This is a genomic window from Qipengyuania gaetbuli, from assembly GCF_009827315.1.
GTDB classification, from domain to species: domain Bacteria; phylum Pseudomonadota; class Alphaproteobacteria; order Sphingomonadales; family Sphingomonadaceae; genus Qipengyuania; species Qipengyuania gaetbuli.
This window is the reverse complement of sequence record NZ_WTYF01000004.1, coordinates 2,277,447-2,293,368: the sequence shown is the minus strand read 5'-3', so window position 1 is coordinate 2,293,368 and position 15,922 is coordinate 2,277,447. Positions and strand designations below refer to the sequence as shown.

Below are 15,922 nucleotides of genomic sequence, written 5' to 3'. Positions count from 1 at the left end.
TGAGCATTCGAAATCTTACTCTGATGGCGGCGATTACGAGTTGCTTCCTGCAAGCTGGCGGTGGGCTATTCGCAATCTCGGTATTGGTCAGCACAATCACGGAAGCACCGCCTAGATCATTCGCGATGCTAGAAGGAGCATACAGCTACGACAGTAGCGCATTCTGGGAAACATTGCCGCCGATCACCGCTGCTTTGATCGTAATTGCATTAGCTGCGAACTGGAAGACTTCCCGCCGCTGGTTGATGGTGACCGCATTTGCCCTATTCATTTTAGGTGGGCTTCTTGCAGGAATCCTTCTGGAGCCGGAGTTCGCTCGCATTACGGAGGGTGGTTATAATGACTGGGTCGATCCTGAATTGAAAGAACGCGCACGCAGTTGGTATGCTCTCGACTGGGCAACTTGGAGCCTTACGCTGTTTGCTGGCATTGCTTTGCTATTGGCGCTCGCTCTTCCCGCAATCGCTGAAGACCGACCCAAAGCACGGCCATTTGGGTAAGGCTAACGCGCGCCCCAGAAATGTCCCCAATCGGGTCGTTCGCAGAATGACCGCTCCTGGCACATCGCTAGCTCGGTAAATCAGTCACGAACTGGGTGGAAAGCGGACGTGAGCATTCTCCAGCTCAGTGCAGCAATCCCCGTCATTGCAAGTCGCATATGTACGACGATGCGACCTTTGCCTGAAAGAAGACCCGGCAGCAGCAGCCGCCGGGTCTCAAGGTTGCCGAAGACGGTACGGAGAGGGCCGTTCAGTTGGCTTGAGCCATGCGCAACTGCCGCTCGGCGTTTTCATGGATTGCGAGTATGACGGGGCTGTCCACTTGGGCAACGAGATCATCCTCGATTTCCCTGCGGCACTCGAATTCCTGACGTTTCTGGATCGCCGAGGGAACTTCGCAGGCACGTTTGGCACTGAGACGAAGCCGCTTGTACACGGCTGCGGCTCCTTCTGGCGTAGCAAGCTCCTTCGGATCGTACTGCAGGCTCGCACGGGTGTCTCCAGCCTGCAGCGGGGCGCTAAGCAGGCATCCTGCAACTGCAGCGGCGGTGAAGCGAGAGAGGATAGGCATGACATTTCCCTTCGGTTGAGAAGCGAGTTTGGATGCCTAGGTGTTAAGGTGTAACTGGACTGATATCTTGAGCGAAACGGGGGAATTCGCTGACTCAGAATCTTTTCAGAATTATGTTTTTTCGGACCAGCGACGGTGGTGTTATGGTCGTTGGATGGGAGAGGAGCCGCACCCAATCCAGTTCGGCGAATTTATCGTCGACCCCGAAGACCGCCGTCTGATCGGGCCCGGCGGACCTATCCGCTTAGGGGGGCGTGCATTCGATGTCCTTTGCGCACTGCTTCGAGCTGACGGGCGATTGGTCAGCAAGGATCAGCTTTTCGCCGATGTATGGAATGGATTGGCTGTCAGCGACGCAGCGCTGACGTCGGTCATCCGTGAGCTGAGGATCGCCTTGGGCGAAGATAGCAAGGATGGAATGATCCGGGCTGTTTACGGAAAGGGCTACCGTCTAGAACCAAGCACCAAAAAGAGTTGCAATAACAACGCAGGTTCGGTGATTTCGTCGGGACGAACAATGCCCAAACTTGCGGTGCTGCCATTCGATGACCTCTCACCCGAGGGAGATCTCAGCTATTTTGTCGACGGAGTCAGCGAAGAGATCCTTTCAAAAATCATTCGCGGCTCGGATGTTCGCACGATCAGCAAGCTATCCAGTTTCACTTTCAGAGGGTCGGACAAGGCGCGAGCAGGCGAGGAGTTGAAAGCCACACACGTCCTCGATGGTTCCGTCCGCCGTGAGGGAGACCGAATCAGGATAACGGCGCATCTCTTTGAAGGGACCAGTGGAGATACGATCTGGAGCGACTCATTCAATGGCGACTTGAATGACCTGTTTGAAACCCAGGTCGCGATTGCTGAAGCAATTGCGACCAGTTTAGTAAGTGGTTTCACTCCTCAGCCCAGCCAAGCCATTCCACCGTACCTTTACGACCAGTTCTTACGGGCGAAGAGCCTTGCATCGGCCCATGACCATCAGTCTATCGCCATAGCATTGATGGAACGAGTGACCCAAGAAGCTCCAGACTATGCGCCTGGATGGGGCCTACTCGCAGTATCGATCGCTCACCTACGGATGGTCCGACCTGCAGAGGAATGGCCAACGCTGACCGAGCAGGCTCAGCAGGCAGTTGCAAAGGCGAGGAAGTTGGACCCTGCGGAAGCCTATGCACTCTGGGCGGAATACCGACTCTGTCATCCCTACGGCGACTATGAGCGGCAGGTTGCACTACTTAAGGCCCTGGGCGAGGTCATGGGAAACACCAGCGAGTATCATTTTATGCGAGCTTGGTTTTGCTGCCTGATCGGCCGCTTCGAAGAGGCGATTGAGCATGCCTCAATATGTCGCGAACTGGATCCGATTGCGAATGTCGGCGGTGAATTTTTATCTGCTTGCCTCTACTACGCGGGAAGATTGGAAGAGGCGGTTGCCATAAATCTTGCTGACCTTCAGGCCTGTCCTGACAACAGGTTTATTGCGGCGAACCTCTTGTCATGTGCCGCCCGACTGGGCGATCGAGAACTGGTAGAGGAATTGCTAGAGCCGGCCCGGCAAGCCCGTTACCCGTTTGGCGATCTACAGTTTCTTACAAGGGTTGCGAGGGTGGAGCTTGAGCGTGATCCGCGCTTGAACGCTCAACTTGTCGAAGCAATCCGTCAGCAGTGCGTTTCAAAGAACTGTTTCGACTTGATGAGTGCTTCCGGGCTCGCGCGTTATGGATCGCCCAAGGAATGCCATGACCTCATCTCGCAACTACCGATCGGGCCCGCTGGTGGGAACGCGCCAGATTTTCTATCCAACGCATCCTTTTTAGTTCTGCTGAACCCTTCACCTCAGGTGCGATATGATCCTCGTTTTGCAAATCTTTGCGCCAGACTCGGCTTGGCAAAATTTTGGACAGAGAATGAAATCTGGCCTGATTGCGCGGAAAATGACGATTTGGAGTACGACTTTCGAAAGGAAGTACGGCGAGCGGCCCAAGTTACGCAACCAGAGCCCTTTTCTCGCCCAGACTGACGTCCGCTTACCACCCACAAACGGACGTTAGTTCCTACAAACGACAATCCGAAAAGCTGCCATTCAAAGGTGCTTCAGCCTTACCAAAGCCGCGCCAACGGAATTTAGTGGGATTACCATGGGTCCGACCCGTTTCCCCTTCCGGAGCGCCCCAAATAGGACCCAAACGAGCGACCAGCCGAACAGCCGTTCCGCTTATCGCTCTGGATTTGACTACTGAAAGGGGTGGTGCCGCTTAGGTGACTCGAACACCTGACCCCATCATTACGAAAACCTGTGATAAGCCGCAAACGAGCCATGGATTACAGCAACTTATACGCAGCTGCATCCCGCTCATGCTCGTCGACCCACCTCGTTCCCAAATTACCTTCCAAGCAAGGCGTAAATTCAATCAGGTGAAAGCGCCTTGACCCAATCGTTTGCACTTATGCGCCCCACCCTCTCCCACTTTTGTCACTGCGCGGACCGAACTGGAGGTCTTCTTTCGGCTCCGTTGGGAAGTCACAATAACGGCCGCCTTTGGGGTGGAAAGCGGTCGTTGACACGTAACCCATGACGGTGAAGGTTCTCGACATGAACAATGAACGCGGCAATGTCGGACTTGGCGGAGACGGCGACGAAATCACCGCGTTATACGATGTCGAGGAAGCGTTTGGAGTAGAGCTCGATTATTCAAGCGCAGACGAGTGGACGACGGTTGGTGATGTCTGGAAGGCGCTTCTCAAGCAGTTGCCTGATGGGGCTGCAGAGCGACCGGAGACGTGGAGCCATTTCAAAGAAGCTCTGTGTCGCGAGACTGGCATGGACCCAAAGCGCATCGATTTGAAAAGCGGTCTTATCGTAGAGGATGGACACTGGGTGCCAGTGGGACACTGGACTGAGTTGCTGTGGATTCTTGCCATCGGCGTAGCCGCGGTTGTCTGGTGGATGTCGTAAGCATCGTGTCCGCTATCGGGTCGTAAGCGGAAGGGCAGTTTTTGACGTGCCTCGATATGAAAGCAGCCCTTCGCTGTTTGACGGCAGCGCTTCACATAAACCGCATTATCAGTTTGCCCCTGAGTTCCAGACCAGGTGATGTGACCTGTTTCGCCGGCGGCGTGAAGAAAGCATCACCCGAGCCGCTCCCAACCGCCTAAACTCTCACCCACCTTTGTCGGATTTCTACTTTAAAGCAAAAAGTAGAAGAATTACCTGCCTCGAGCTTCATTGATGAAGCGATAAGAGGGCAATAAAAATGAAATATACTCTTGCATCAGCTGCAATGTTGGCGGCCAGCGCCATGGGAACTTCGGCTGCGGCCCAGGATGACCAAGTGAACAATGGGGGATTTCGCGTCGAGGCACTCGCCGGCTGGGACCGCGTCGATCTCAGCCTAGATGAAGATACGGATTTCGAGGGCAACGATAGCGGCATCTTCTACGGCGCTGCAGTCGGATATGACCTTCCTGCGGGCCCTGTAATGGTCGGTGTGGAAGCCGAGGTTTCGAGCTCGACCACGGGCGAAAAAGAAACGGTCGAAGATTTCGACGTGGACGGTTCGATTTACGACGGCACGATCAGTCTTAGCGATGGTTTCAACTGGTACCTCGGCGGTCGTCTCGGTGTCTGGGCCAGCGAAAGTACCGCTTTCTACGGCAAGGTGGGCTATGCTTGGACGACGGTCGATCTCGATGCAACGGGTACGGTTGATGGCGTGGCCGGATCTGACAGCGCTGACCTCAATTTCTCGGGCTTCCGCTTCGGCGCAGGTGTCGAACAGAAGCTGAGCAACAGCGCATATGCCAAGATCGAATACCGCTACACGGACTATTCCGAGGGCGAAGTCGAATACCAGGGCGACACGCTCGACTTTGGCGATGCCCTAGAGTTCGTGGATCTTGAGAGGCACCAGGTGGTTGCCGGCGTCGGTTTCCGCTTCTGATAACTGTCCACGGCGGCGAGAAGGAGAGGCTTGCCGCCGTGGCTTTATGCAGTGACTCGTCAGTTCTGGGCCCCAAGAGTTGGGGTAACGTTTGAGAAACTTGCGCGCTCGCATGATGCTTTTTGTCCGGCAGCCTCCCACGGGGGGTATGATGAGCAGTGTAATGGTAATTTCAAGCCAATAGCCAGTTTAACAAATGTTGACGTATAATGCCGCCCTATCCTTCGCTGCCTTACTCGGACGCGTTCTCAAGAATTAACTAGATTTTCGCTCCGTTTCTTTGCACTCTCGGCACTGCAGGCCCGCTATTATTGGGCAGCAAACAGGGGGTTACACCATGCATAAGACGCTTTTCGCGGCCATTCCGGTCGCTTTCCTATCCGTGCCCGCACTTGCGCAGGAGGCTCCGCTTCCCGTTCAAGCCGTACGCGTCGCCGAGCAGCCAGCATTCGTCCTTCCAGCCGGAACGGAAATCCCGCTGAAAATGAGCGAAACCGTCACCACCAAGGGGAAAGGGTGGGAAGAAGGCGACCAGTTTGGCCTTAACGTCGCTGCACCAGTCATGCTTGGCGAGTATGTGGTCATCCCGCAAGGCACCAAGGCTGTCGGCCGCATCACTTGGCTGACCAGCAGAGGCGCTTTTGGCAAGTCGGGTAAGATGGATATCGAGCTTGAATATCTCGAGATGGGCGGCCGTCGGATCAACATCGACGGAACCTATCGACAGGAAGGCGACGGCGCCACGCTCGCAACCGTGGGTGGCGTGATCTTGGCCGGCGTCTTTGCTGGCTTTATTACTGGCAAGAGCGGCGTGATCCCCAAGGATCGCGAACTGACGGCCACCCTCGAAAGCGACCTACCTGTGGCCCTGCCTGCCGGTGCTTCAATCACTCCCAAGCCAGTGACGGCCGGTTACATGCCTGGCTCGCCCGAGGCTGCTGCAGCTGAAGAAGCTCGCGTTCAGGAGGCGGCTGCCGAAGCTGAAGCCAATCGTCCACCTGCCGAGGTTAAAATTAAGACCCGTGGCAACTGATGACCTGATGTGGTGGCGCGTAAGAATGCTGCCCGCGAGGGGACGCAAGTCCCTGTAAAGACCCCGCGTCCCCTCGCTATCGCACTCGGAGCTTTCCCTGGATGAATTTCGCTATGCGCTGGCTTCTGCTTTTCGCTGCCCTTCAGTTCCCTTCAGCTGCCAGCGCGCAGGTCTTCACCGGTACGGCTATCGCCGTTGACGGCGACTCTCTTGAGATGACAGGCGCGCGAATTCGCCTTCACGGCATTGATGCGCCCGAGGGCACCCAAGCGTGTCAGCGGAACGGCGAGGCTTGGGCCTGTGGCGCTGAGGCCAAAGCTATGTTGGCAGGCCTCGTGGATGGAAAGTTGGTGACCTGCGAACAGCGTGACATCGACGTGTACGGCCGTTTGGTCGCCACCTGCAAAGCCGGTCGCGTCGATCCCGCGCAAGCTCTAGTGCGCAGCGGTATGGCGATAGCACTTTCCGAGTTCAGCGATGCCTATCTCGCCAGTGAAGCCTCTGCAAAGCAGGCAAAGGTCGGGCTGTGGAGCAGCGAGTTCCAACTGCCAGCAGACTTCCGGGCGGCCAACCCGCAAAGCGCCCCGCAGGTCTATAAGCGCCCAACCGCACCAGGCGTACGCTATGACCAAGCAACTGGCGGCGGACTCTACTTTCGGAGTTGCAGGGAGGCCCGAGCGGCTGGTCGCGCGCCAATCTATCGTGGGCAGCCCGGGTACAGAAGCGGTCTGGATGGTGACAACGATGGGATCGCTTGCGAGCCCTATCGCGGACGCTAGTTCGGGTCTCCGACCAGTTCGGCAACCAGAGACCTGACCTCCGGTCGTAATACATTGATCCACTCGTTCACGCGTTCACGCAACCAGGCGAAGGCGCGTCCTCTAACGCTTGGGTCCGCCAAGTCGCCCGCCTTGTACCTTTCCGTGATCGTGAGTCGGTCCCGGATCTCCGCCAAAGTAGCGTCCCCTCCCAATTGCGGTTGCAGGGTCTCCCACTCACCCACAAGGGCTTGTCCGGCATCTTCTCCCAGATAACCTCTCGACCAGCCAAGGGTCAGGCCAACTTCCCCAGTCGCCACTTCGCGCCACACCGTAATCCAACTGCTTCCGCTCGGAGCGGGCAACATGAAAGCCAGGTAACCTTGCTTTGAGGGCTTAGGGATTGGTTGCTCCGGATCGTCGAGGCGAAGGCCGGTCAAGAACTCGGACCAAAACTGCTGGCGTTCGTTCGACAGCTCGGAGACTTGTCGATCTTCGCTCGTCTCCTCTGCACTTTCTTCCTGCAGGGCAAATCCGTCAGGGAGCGAGACTACATTTCGTGAAATAATCGACGTTCTCGCGAGGATGCGAGGCGCAACCAATCTCGACTGATCGGGCAGAGTGAAGATCGGCATCTCAACGAGCCCCATCGAAAAATGAAGGCCGAGATGGCTCTGGAGGTAACCGGCGATCGCTTCAGTTCCCTCACGAATACCGTCCCCAACAATTAGTAGCAGAAATCGGCCGCGTCGTAGGTTGGCCGTGAGCGCATCGTTAAATGCCACTTCATCGATCTCGTGTCCCGCCTCGCGAAGAAGACGGAGGATCGGATTGCCCTCGCCGCCAACCCGCCGAGCAACTTCTCTTTGCAGGTCGGAAGAGGTCCATAAGGCCAACTCCTTCGCATAATCCAAGATTTGACCGACGACCTCGCGACGCCCCTCCGGATTGCGCCAGAGCTTACATTCCACGAGCACTGGAAGTCCTGACGGCGTAACCAGAAAGTTGTCGATCGGGCCTGCGGGCGTGTTCAGTTCGCAGCAGATCGAAACTGGGTTGGCGAAAACCGAGTCCACCTCCTCAATGGGCAGACAAGAGGGGTGTCGGTGCACAAGCTCCTGTATCCAAGCCTCGCTGACACTTTCCGGTGATGGACCGTAGGTGAGCTGCACGAGAGGGCTCGAGGTCTCACCATCCGCCGAGACTAGAATGGGTTTGGTGTGCTGCCTGCTCATGCTGTCCTAGATCTCCGCGAGTTTGAGCAATCGTGCATGGATCACCTGCCACTCCTGACCAAGGTCGATGGTCGCGACACGGACAGGGCGGCCGAATATCGTTAGCTGACTGTCTATCGGCTGCTCGCGCTGAGCGTAAAGCAGTAGACCCCGATGGGCAGCGGCTGCCTGGTAATGTGCAGCATGCGAAAGGTACGCGTGGAGCTGATAGAGATGGCCGGACCGCAGCTTCTCGCCTCCGTGTTGCGACGGGACCAGGACCTTACGATTGAACTTCGCTTCGATTGTAAGTGTTTCCTGCGGCGAACGTACCGTGATGTCTGTTCGCATTTTCGGTAGCAGCGCTAGCCCAGGCGCATCTTGCGGCCCTGCGGCCCAAGTATACTCCTTGGCTACTACCTCTCGTCCTGCGAGGTGCGCGCGGTAAAACGCCCGTAAGAACTCCTCAAAGAGTGCTTCCATGCGCGTCTTGTCATCTTGAATACCCTTGAACTGGGTTTGGCTGCCTTCCGGATCCGGCATGAGCTCATGGAAGAGAAGCTCGCAGATATGCATAAGAAGTGCGTACTGGGAGGTGTTCCGCGACAGCACCACCCGGCGAAAAATGCCCTGAGTCAGATGGACCCGAGAAACGTCTCGAAAGCGCCGAGCTGTCAGGCCGACCTCATGCCTAGTTTTCTGCTCCACTCCTTCCGACCGTGCCAGCCGCAGCAAAGTCTCGTAAATGATCTGGTTGTGCAGGACGTCGGGGGAGAGTTCATCGTACTCGTAGATGGCCGTCCCGCGCAGCCTCACTGTCTGTCGCTTCGCGATGTCGCTGACCTGAATTCGTCCACGAACCGAGCGCCCCTCTTCCACCTGGCTGAGGTAACCGCGGTCTAGGCCTCTGCGCAGCAGGCGGTGGACGTTCGCGTCGAGGACTCGCGCTAGCAGAGTCGGCAGGTTTGGACTTTCATCGCGCCCAACCAACTCGAGTTCGCTCGGCCGAAAGTGCCCCCAGGCGTAGAGGAGCATGTAGTAGATGTTGCGAGGCGGGATCACCTGCTTACTCGGCTAGTAGCTTTTCGCGCCACTGGTCGGCCTTCTCGGGCTCGTCGAACCAGTACTCCAGCAAGAGCGGATAAATCTCGGTTCGCACGACGCGATCGTACCAGACTTCCGGCTGATGCACCGGCGCACGCGGCACGAAAAAGCTGTGCCCGATCCTAAAGCCGGGCCCTAGGTTGTTCTTGTCCGCAGCAATTGTGGCGTTCAGCTCCTCCATGCGCGTCGCAATCTTCTTCCGGAGCTCACCTGGGATGCCACTCTGCGCGAGTTTCCCCTGAAAGCCTGCAGAGCTGAACTTGGGCGGCACTTCAGCAAAGGCGAACCGGCGACGCAAAGCGTAGTCCACAAGGGACAAGGAGCGGTCGGCCGTGTTCATCATGCCAAGAATGAAGAGGTTATCGGGGACCCAGAACTCTTCTTCGTCCGGGTTGGAGTAGGCCAGGCGCGCGGTCCACTCGCGCTGTCCCTCACTCGCGGCTTCACGTTTGTCTGCCTCAATAAGCAGCATCAGTTCGCCAAGTATCTTGGAGAGGTTCCCGCGGTTTATCTCGTCGATGAGCAGGACATAGCGGTTTTCCGGATCATCCGCAGCCTGCTTGCAGAACTCGTAGAAGACGCCGTCCTGCAGACTGAACCCGCCGTCCGAGCTCGGCCTATATCCTCGGACAAAGTCCTCGTAGCTGTAGGACTGGTGAAACTGGACAGACCGGACCCGCTCAGGCGCCTTCTCACCGAGTAGGCAGTAAGCCAGTCGGCGAGACACGAACGATTTCCCAACCCCGGGAGCGCCCTGCAAAATGAGGTTGAACTTGTTCTCCCAGGTCGCGAGCAACTCTTCGAGCTCTGCTCGCTCAAGAAACAGCTCGTGGAGAGCGTCGTTCAAACTGTAGGGTTGGGCAGTTTCCTGCTCGTCTTGGCTATGACCTTCCTGGAGAGCGATGAGCTTGTCGTAGGCGGTCAGGAGCTCTTCAAGATCCGCTAGGACCTCTTCGTCACCTGGGATGGACCCGGTGTCGTAGCTCTTGTGGGCGATCGTCCCGACTTCATAGTTGGCTGAGGCGGAGGTCGGCGATTGCAGATCGATGTCGTTTGACAGTGCAAAGCGATCTTCCAGCAGCGCCCCAACCTTTTCGCGCGCGTCAGCGGCAAAGTTTTCCATTTGCTCGACCGCACCCCGTTGGCCACGCCGTTGTACGAGCTCGGTCATTCCCTGGTTCAGCGTAAGGTAGGTGACGGAAAGGTCGTCCGACACCAGGAAGACGATGTAAAATCCGCGCTGGGTCGAAGTCGTCACGCGGTCGTCGAGCAAGGCGATCCAGGGCGTCCGCGTCCAGTTCCCCTGGCCCACGCTTATCTTAACCCTGATCGTGTCGCGCGACGCAATTGGCCGACTGTTTTGCAGCCAGGTCTGCAGGGCGGTCTTCGTCCTAGAGACGGCTCCTACCGTGGTGAACGGCCCTGTTCTCCCTTCGCCGTAGGCGTCCAAGAACGCGGTCAGCGTAGCTGCAAAGGTGTTCGACGGCTCTTCGTCAGTCTCGTCAGCTACGACCGCTGGGCTCGGTTGCCAGACGGCCTTCATGTCGGGCGAGTAAAAGTCGATAGGCCGGCCTTCGCGCTCTTCCAGTTCTCCCCGCAGGCCGAGCAACGCCTGATCGATCTCTTCTTGGCTTCTCCTGTTCCAAACCGCCCTGGTCTCGCCCTTGAAGGCGACGAGGATGGCGACTTTGTCCTTCTTCGAAGAGATGCGCTCAAAGGTCTCCGGGAAGATGAGGTGCGGGAGAATCTGATAGATTGCCCGGGTATGTATCTCCTCTTGTTCACCAAGCCAGGAGAGGAATGCCCACGGATCCCCGAGCTTACTCTCCTGCCAGTCGCGAGGCCGCTCTTTCCACGCGCTCATGACGTTGATGAAGGCAACCACTTCCTTCCAGCGGAGGGTGTTGAAGGCAACGCCGGCGTGCCCAACTCCTTCGAGCACCTCGTCGGACAGCAGCGTTTCGTTCAGCTCTTGCACGCTCCCCGACCACGACCAGATCCGCGTGACGGTGTCGCGCTTAGTCGCCGGCGATATCCGGGACGCGAACAGCAAGATGATCCAGTTGATCTCAGCCATAAGCTTGATGGCGCTTGCGGACGCCCCATCGAGCTGGGCCTCAAGTTTGGTGAGGAAGTCGCCCTCCCCTTCGTCGAGGTTCTGGACAAAGTACTCGTCCAGCTGGTCAAGGCTCTCTGACGTCCACACGTTTGCCTCTCCCGTGAGAACCGACGCCGTCCCAAGCAGGGAAGATTGGACCCACTGCTGGACCGCGGAGTAGGTCTGCTGGATGTGGGCGTGGTGAGGATTGTACGTAGACATTGAGCAAACGTCCCCGAGCTAGGTGCGCGTTGATTTAGCGTCCTTCTTTTACGCTTCAGTCGGAAAAGAAAAGGAAAGTTCGGCCAAATCTTTAGCTACGGCGGCCAAACCAGCCACCGAGCGGATCATGCTGCTACGCACTTAACCCTAAGCCCAAAGTGATCGCTGATAAGCCGGCCGGCCGGCCCGACGTTCGAGATTGCGTCTAGGTGTTGGAGCTGAAGGTCGGGCGACAAACAAATGTGGTCGATGGCCTGTCGTTCGATGCCAGCGATCAAGCCCGCCGTCGCCGGAGCGAACTTCCCCAGGACAACTCGATCAAGCTCATCAAAGATGGACTGCGGCTGGTACTTGCGGGGGATCCGCTGATTAAAGTCGCCCAAGACGATGCTGCGCTCCGGTCGATTAGGCAGCCGGTCGTCGAGTGCAGTCAAAAAGGCGCGATGCAACTCCCACGTCTGCCTCTTGGGGTTCCCGTACCTGACGCCGCTGAACCGGTACGGGATCACTATCCCATAGACCCGCAACGGGCCGAGCGCGGTGTCGGTCGTCGCCGCCAGGTAATAGCCGGCCAGCGCGCTTTCGCCCTCGTCGACGGCCGTCCACGGCTGCCGGCTCCAAAGCAGGACCTTGGTTCGCGAACCGTCGGGCCCAGCCGCCGCCAAAACGTGCCCCTCTTCCCCGAAGAATTTCCGATCCGCTTCGGTTAGGCAAACTATGTCCACGCGTCCCAGCCGCTCGCGGATCAGGACCGCATCATCGGAGTGTGCCCGCCGCCACTCCGTGTTGAAAGTCGCGACAGTTAGCTTTGCCGGCTTACCGTCCGCCGACATCGGGAAATACCTTCAGGACGTACCGAGCTAGTCGATGCTGCGAACTTAGCCCCAGAGCATGTAGAGCAACGTGGTAGGCTGCCTGCCATTCCTGTGGCGAGCTCGGTCCTCCCATCTCCGTGTCGTTGATAAAGTTGACCAAGACCAGGCGGGCGTCGACTCCTTGGCTTCTTAACCAGTGCAGGTGCGCTAACCGGTTCGCCAGCTGATAGAAAACGCGGTGCCAGTCCGCACGTTCAGACCTAGCTCCAAGCGCCTCTGCCGTCCGGTCGAGAGCCGCCTGGATTTGCGCTAGCGAGGTCGCAGATGCGCTTGAGCCAGGTGAGCACATTTCGGCGATGTGGGATTTTGCTTCCACGAGCAACACGGTGCTGCCCTGTGTGATGCCCAGCGCATCCCACTGCGGGCCCCTGGAGGGCCAGAATGCGCGCAGCTGCGGTTGAAGGTGATCAAGTCCGAGACATCCCAAGAAGGCACCATCGCGATACTCAGCGTTTTGATCTTCGACTAACGGCGACCGCCACTCAATCACCTGACCTTCACCCAAGTAGTCCAGGATAGGTTGATTGAGAGTCGACCACCCCTCATTCACGGCGCGCTGGATCCATTTGAGGCTACCGCGGACGCCCGTCGGCTGAGGTATTCTGGCCATCCTTCAGGCATACACCAGCGAACAGTAAAAACCAGCGAGCGCGCAGTTCGCCGACGCTGTCGCACCAGCAAAAAAAGAAAAATAGAACGGGACCGGACCCCCCGAAGAGGATCCGGCCCCAAGGCGGAGGTTGCAGTTACTCTGAAGGATCGGTTCGAGGGTGCAGGCGGTACTTGCCATTGCCATCTTTGAACCAGCTGTGGCGGGCGGGACTAAACCCCGTGTGTCGGCTCAGTAGAATACCCACGTGCTTCCGGTCGAAACCAAGCTCCACCAACGTGCGGACGATTGCTGGCCCCTCGTCGATGCCTTCGCTAATGCATTCGCTGATCATGATCAGGACTTGATCGTTCCTGCCGCAGCCTGAGGCCAAAAGCTGGTCGCGGAGCTGGACTAGACTCATTGCCCTTCTCCAACCCGCATCTTCTTCGCGCCAGCTTCCACGGCTGCCCGGAGCGTGTCGTTCGCCAAGTGGCTGTACCGCATTGTCGACTGATAATCCGCGTGGCCGAGGACCTTGCCGATGGCCAGTAGATCGATACCGGCGTTGACCATGAAGCTCGCGGCCGAGTGGCGGAGATCGTGGATGCGGAGATTGGGTAGCCCCGCCTTCCGCCGGGCCGTGTCGAACGGATGCTTGAGGTCCGTATACGGCTTTTTGGTCTGCGGATTTGCCAGCATGTAGGGGCATCCAGCGATGCGCGGCAGCGTTTCAATGACCTGCATCGCCATGGCCGACAGGGGTACGTGGCGGGCCTTGCCGGTCTTCGTATCAGGAATGAACCAGCTTCGGCGCTCAAGGTCGACGTGCTCCCACTTGGCCGTGAGCAGTTCGGTTTTCCGGGCGCCGGTCAGCAAGAGGAGCTCGACGATTGCACCCAGCCGCTCGTTGGTCGACTCGTGGGCGTGAAGGATGAGCCGCTGCGCTTCGTCAGCGGTCAGGTAGCGTTCCCGGGCGTTGTCGAACTTGAACCGCGGGATGCCCTGCACTGGGTTCACCTCTGCACCAGAAATTCCCCACTGCCTTCCGAGGTTGTACGACCGCCCCAGGGTCACGCGCAGCTTCTCGACCGTCGCCGGGGCAAGCGTTTTGCGCTTTTCGGCGAGCCACGCAGCCACCGCCTGCTGTTTGATCTCGTCGAGGCGATAGCGCCCCCATCGGGGAAGCAGGTGCGTCCTGATTACGGCCTCTGTGTTCGCTGGCGTTTTTTGATACGTCTTCGCATGATCGATATGCTGCTGCGCGAGCTGCGCGTATGTCGGTGTTGAACGCTTCTTCGCTCGGGCCTGGTACGGATCTCCGCCCAGAACCACTTCCGATCGAAGTGCCTGCGCCTTCGTTTTTGCCTGCGCAAACGTGATGTCCGTGAAGCCGCCAATCTTTATCTGCCGTTGGCGGCCATTCAGCTCCATGTAGCGTAGGCAGTAGGTTTTGCCGCCGGTCTCCCGAGTTTCGAGCACGAAGCCCTTTATCTGGGTGTCCCAGTAGGTCTCTTTTGACTTGCCTTTCGGACAGGTCGCGGCGTGACAAAACGCCGCATCAAGCTTTCGCTTGGGCATGGTGGTTTTCCTTTGTGAAAGTGAGTTAATTGGCGCTGCACAAGCGCGGCAGCTGGCCCCGAGGGGGTCAGGCACCGTGTCGCGCCGAGTTTGGTTCAGAGGTGGGCGAGGTTGCGCGCTGGCGGCATCTTGCGCGCAGCTGTCCGCCCCGAGCGCGGAGGTTGGTCCAGAGGCCAGTCCCCGTCGACGCCGTCCACCCCGTTTTGCCGCCCCCTCCCCGCCCCAGGCGGTTCGGACCGGGGTGGGAGGGGGAAGCAGGTTTGACGGGTCAGTACTCGTCCTCATCGTCGGTATAGACGCCGGCTGATGGGTTCTCTTGCCGGAAGGGTACCCGCCAGCGATTGAAGCCCCCGCTGCGCTTCGAGTCCCCGAGCAGGTTGCGCAGGGCGACGTTGGCTTCCTTCGCCTGCGGGTTTGTCGGCTTCTCGATGCCCAGGCGGTGGAGGACCTGAATGGCGGTAAGGCGGGGAAGGTCGGTTCGGGCCAGACGAGTCAGGTCGAGGGCTTCACCAATCTTTGCCTCGATCGCCGAAACCACCCGGTGCTGGTAGTTGATCGCCGCAAGCTCTTGCTCCTCGGCTTGGGTCAACCACCACTGTGCCCCCGCGTCGTACGCGACTTTCAGTTCCGCAAAGACCTGTTGCATGTCGATGTTGTGCGCATGGTCGATTTGCGCGGCCGGGATTGTCCAGAAGCGGCTGTTGCCGGTGTTATCGAGCAAGAACTGCTGATCGTTGACCGAGGCGGCGAAGATCGTGCTTCGGGGATACTCGGCTTCCACCCTGGCGTAGGGCGGTCGGATCTTGTCGTTCTCTTCGGTAATGAACGCCTTGAGGCTGGCCATTTCCTTCCGAAACGAGCCTTCGAGTTCACCCAGCTCGACAATCCGATGCCGCAGGGCCGTCAGTCGTGCGTCCTTGCTGCCGCCGTCCCAGCTGTGGCCGAGCTTCACGACCTCGTCACGTAGCGCTTGCGGCGTGACCAGCCGGGCGACCCATGAGGTTTTCCCGAGCCCTTGCGCCCCCTGAAGGGTGAGCACCCCTCGTGCCCTGAAGCCCGGCCGCCTGAACGTCGCCGCGACGATGCTCAGGAGCCACTTTCGGATCAGGACATCGCGGAAAGCTATGGGATAGCCCTCCTGTGGCACGATCGTTCCGCAAGTTGTGGCGAGCCGGCTGGTACCGTCCCACGGCTTACTTGTGATCCAGTCCGCGACCGGATCGAAGGCGTTCTGGTCGGCCAGTGCCAGAAGGTACTGGGTCGCTTGCCCGGTCGACATCTCGTTCCGGATGAGCAGACTTTCGAGGTGTGCCAGCACGACAGCATCTCGGTTCTGCCGCTCCAGGCTAAGGCCTGGGATCGTGATCTCGGGCCGTTTCGCGACAAGATTAAACCTGACCTTGATCCCGACCTCGGTCAGGAGGTGCCTGAAGTTCTCG

The 15,922-nt window shown here is 58.4% G+C and carries 13 protein-coding genes; 6 read left to right on the top strand and 7 right to left on the bottom strand.

The window, feature by feature from the left end; genetic code table 11:
* A partial coding sequence (locus GRI42_RS13800; RefSeq protein ID WP_234033736.1) for a hypothetical protein occupies nt 1–500 on the top strand: 500 nt, incomplete at its 5' end.
* 250 nt (nt 501–750) lie between these two features.
* Here GRI42_RS13800 and GRI42_RS13795 read toward each other — a convergent pair.
* On the bottom strand, nt 751–1,071 hold the full coding sequence (locus tag GRI42_RS13795; RefSeq protein ID WP_160609033.1) for a UrcA family protein: 321 nt from the start codon (nt 1,069–1,071) through the stop codon (nt 751–753).
* 154 nt (nt 1,072–1,225) lie between these two features.
* Here GRI42_RS13795 and GRI42_RS13790 point away from each other — a divergent pair, with 154 nt between their 5' ends.
* The 5 genes from GRI42_RS13790 (at nt 1,226) to GRI42_RS13770 (ending at nt 6,821) form a co-directional block, all read left to right on the top strand.
* Entirely contained in the window at nt 1,226–3,088 is a 1,863-nt protein-coding gene (locus GRI42_RS13790) for a winged helix-turn-helix domain-containing protein (protein WP_160609032.1), read from the top strand.
* Between the two features lie 573 nt (nt 3,089–3,661).
* Complete coding sequence (locus tag GRI42_RS13785) at nt 3,662–4,024, top strand: hypothetical protein (RefSeq protein ID WP_160609031.1); 363 nt, start codon at nt 3,662–3,664, stop codon at nt 4,022–4,024.
* Between the two features lie 298 nt (nt 4,025–4,322).
* Nucleotides 4,323–5,009 carry an outer membrane protein gene (locus tag GRI42_RS13780; RefSeq protein WP_160609030.1) on the top strand — a complete coding sequence of 229 codons (687 nt, stop codon included), beginning with the start codon at nt 4,323–4,325 and terminating at the stop codon, nt 5,007–5,009.
* A 337-nt stretch (nt 5,010–5,346) separates the two neighbouring features.
* On the top strand, nt 5,347–6,042 hold the full coding sequence (locus GRI42_RS13775; protein WP_160609029.1) for a hypothetical protein: 696 nt from the start codon (nt 5,347–5,349) through the stop codon (nt 6,040–6,042).
* A gap of 101 nt (nt 6,043–6,143) precedes the next feature.
* Nucleotides 6,144–6,821: a thermonuclease family protein gene (locus tag GRI42_RS13770; protein ID WP_234033961.1), complete on the top strand. Its 678-nt coding sequence runs from the start codon at nt 6,144–6,146 to the stop codon at nt 6,819–6,821.
* On the opposite strand, the gene GRI42_RS13765 is transcribed toward GRI42_RS13770, so the two are convergent.
* The 6 genes from GRI42_RS13765 to GRI42_RS13740 form a co-directional block, all read right to left on the bottom strand.
* Nucleotides 6,818–8,035, bottom strand: a complete 1,218-nt coding sequence (locus GRI42_RS13765; RefSeq protein ID WP_160609028.1) for a hypothetical protein — start codon at nt 8,033–8,035, stop codon at nt 6,818–6,820. The two genes, GRI42_RS13770 and GRI42_RS13765, sit on opposite strands and share 4 nt — an antisense overlap.
* A 6-nt stretch (nt 8,036–8,041) precedes the next feature.
* Nucleotides 8,042–9,049: a 5-methylcytosine restriction system specificity protein McrC gene (locus GRI42_RS13760; RefSeq protein WP_160609027.1), complete on the bottom strand. Its 1,008-nt coding sequence runs from the start codon at nt 9,047–9,049 to the stop codon at nt 8,042–8,044.
* A 31-nt stretch (nt 9,050–9,080) separates the two neighbouring features.
* Nucleotides 9,081–11,438 (bottom strand): MrcB family domain-containing protein, encoded by a 2,358-nt coding sequence (locus GRI42_RS13755; protein ID WP_160609026.1) that lies wholly within the window; start codon nt 11,436–11,438, stop codon nt 9,081–9,083.
* A 125-nt stretch (nt 11,439–11,563) separates the two neighbouring features.
* Nucleotides 11,564–12,271 (bottom strand): endonuclease/exonuclease/phosphatase family protein, encoded by a 708-nt coding sequence (locus GRI42_RS13750; protein ID WP_160609025.1) that lies wholly within the window; start codon nt 12,269–12,271, stop codon nt 11,564–11,566.
* Between the two features lie 1,051 nt (nt 12,272–13,322).
* Nucleotides 13,323–14,483, bottom strand: coding sequence for a site-specific integrase (locus GRI42_RS13745; RefSeq protein WP_160609024.1), 1,161 nt, complete (start codon nt 14,481–14,483; stop codon nt 13,323–13,325).
* A gap of 268 nt (nt 14,484–14,751) precedes the next feature.
* Complete coding sequence (locus GRI42_RS13740) at nt 14,752–15,801, bottom strand: VapE domain-containing protein (RefSeq protein ID WP_160609023.1); 1,050 nt, start codon at nt 15,799–15,801, stop codon at nt 14,752–14,754.
* Between the last annotated feature and the right edge of the window lie 121 nt (nt 15,802–15,922).

Excerpts from the sequence above, each read along its gene's own strand:
- GRI42_RS13785 (WP_160609031.1), top strand. The coding sequence starts at position 3,662 with ATGAACAATGAACGCGGCAATGTCGGACTTGGCGGAGACGGCGACGAA.
- GRI42_RS13755 (WP_160609026.1), bottom strand. The coding sequence starts at position 11,438 with ATGTCTACGTACAATCCTCACCACGCCCACATCCAGCAGACCTACTCC.
- GRI42_RS13745 (WP_160609024.1), bottom strand. The coding sequence starts at position 14,483 with ATGCCCAAGCGAAAGCTTGATGCGGCGTTTTGTCACGCCGCGACCTGT.
- GRI42_RS13790 (WP_160609032.1), top strand. The coding sequence starts at position 1,226 with ATGGGAGAGGAGCCGCACCCAATCCAGTTCGGCGAATTTATCGTCGAC.
- GRI42_RS13775 (WP_160609029.1), top strand. The coding sequence starts at position 5,347 with ATGCATAAGACGCTTTTCGCGGCCATTCCGGTCGCTTTCCTATCCGTG.
- GRI42_RS13780 (WP_160609030.1), top strand. The coding sequence starts at position 4,323 with ATGAAATATACTCTTGCATCAGCTGCAATGTTGGCGGCCAGCGCCATG.
- GRI42_RS13770 (WP_234033961.1), top strand. The coding sequence starts at position 6,144 with ATGAATTTCGCTATGCGCTGGCTTCTGCTTTTCGCTGCCCTTCAGTTC.
- GRI42_RS13765 (WP_160609028.1), bottom strand. The coding sequence starts at position 8,035 with ATGAGCAGGCAGCACACCAAACCCATTCTAGTCTCGGCGGATGGTGAG.
- GRI42_RS13795 (WP_160609033.1), bottom strand. The coding sequence starts at position 1,071 with ATGCCTATCCTCTCTCGCTTCACCGCCGCTGCAGTTGCAGGATGCCTG.
- GRI42_RS13760 (WP_160609027.1), bottom strand. The coding sequence starts at position 9,049 with ATGCTCCTCTACGCCTGGGGGCACTTTCGGCCGAGCGAACTCGAGTTG.
- GRI42_RS13750 (WP_160609025.1), bottom strand. The coding sequence starts at position 12,271 with ATGTCGGCGGACGGTAAGCCGGCAAAGCTAACTGTCGCGACTTTCAAC.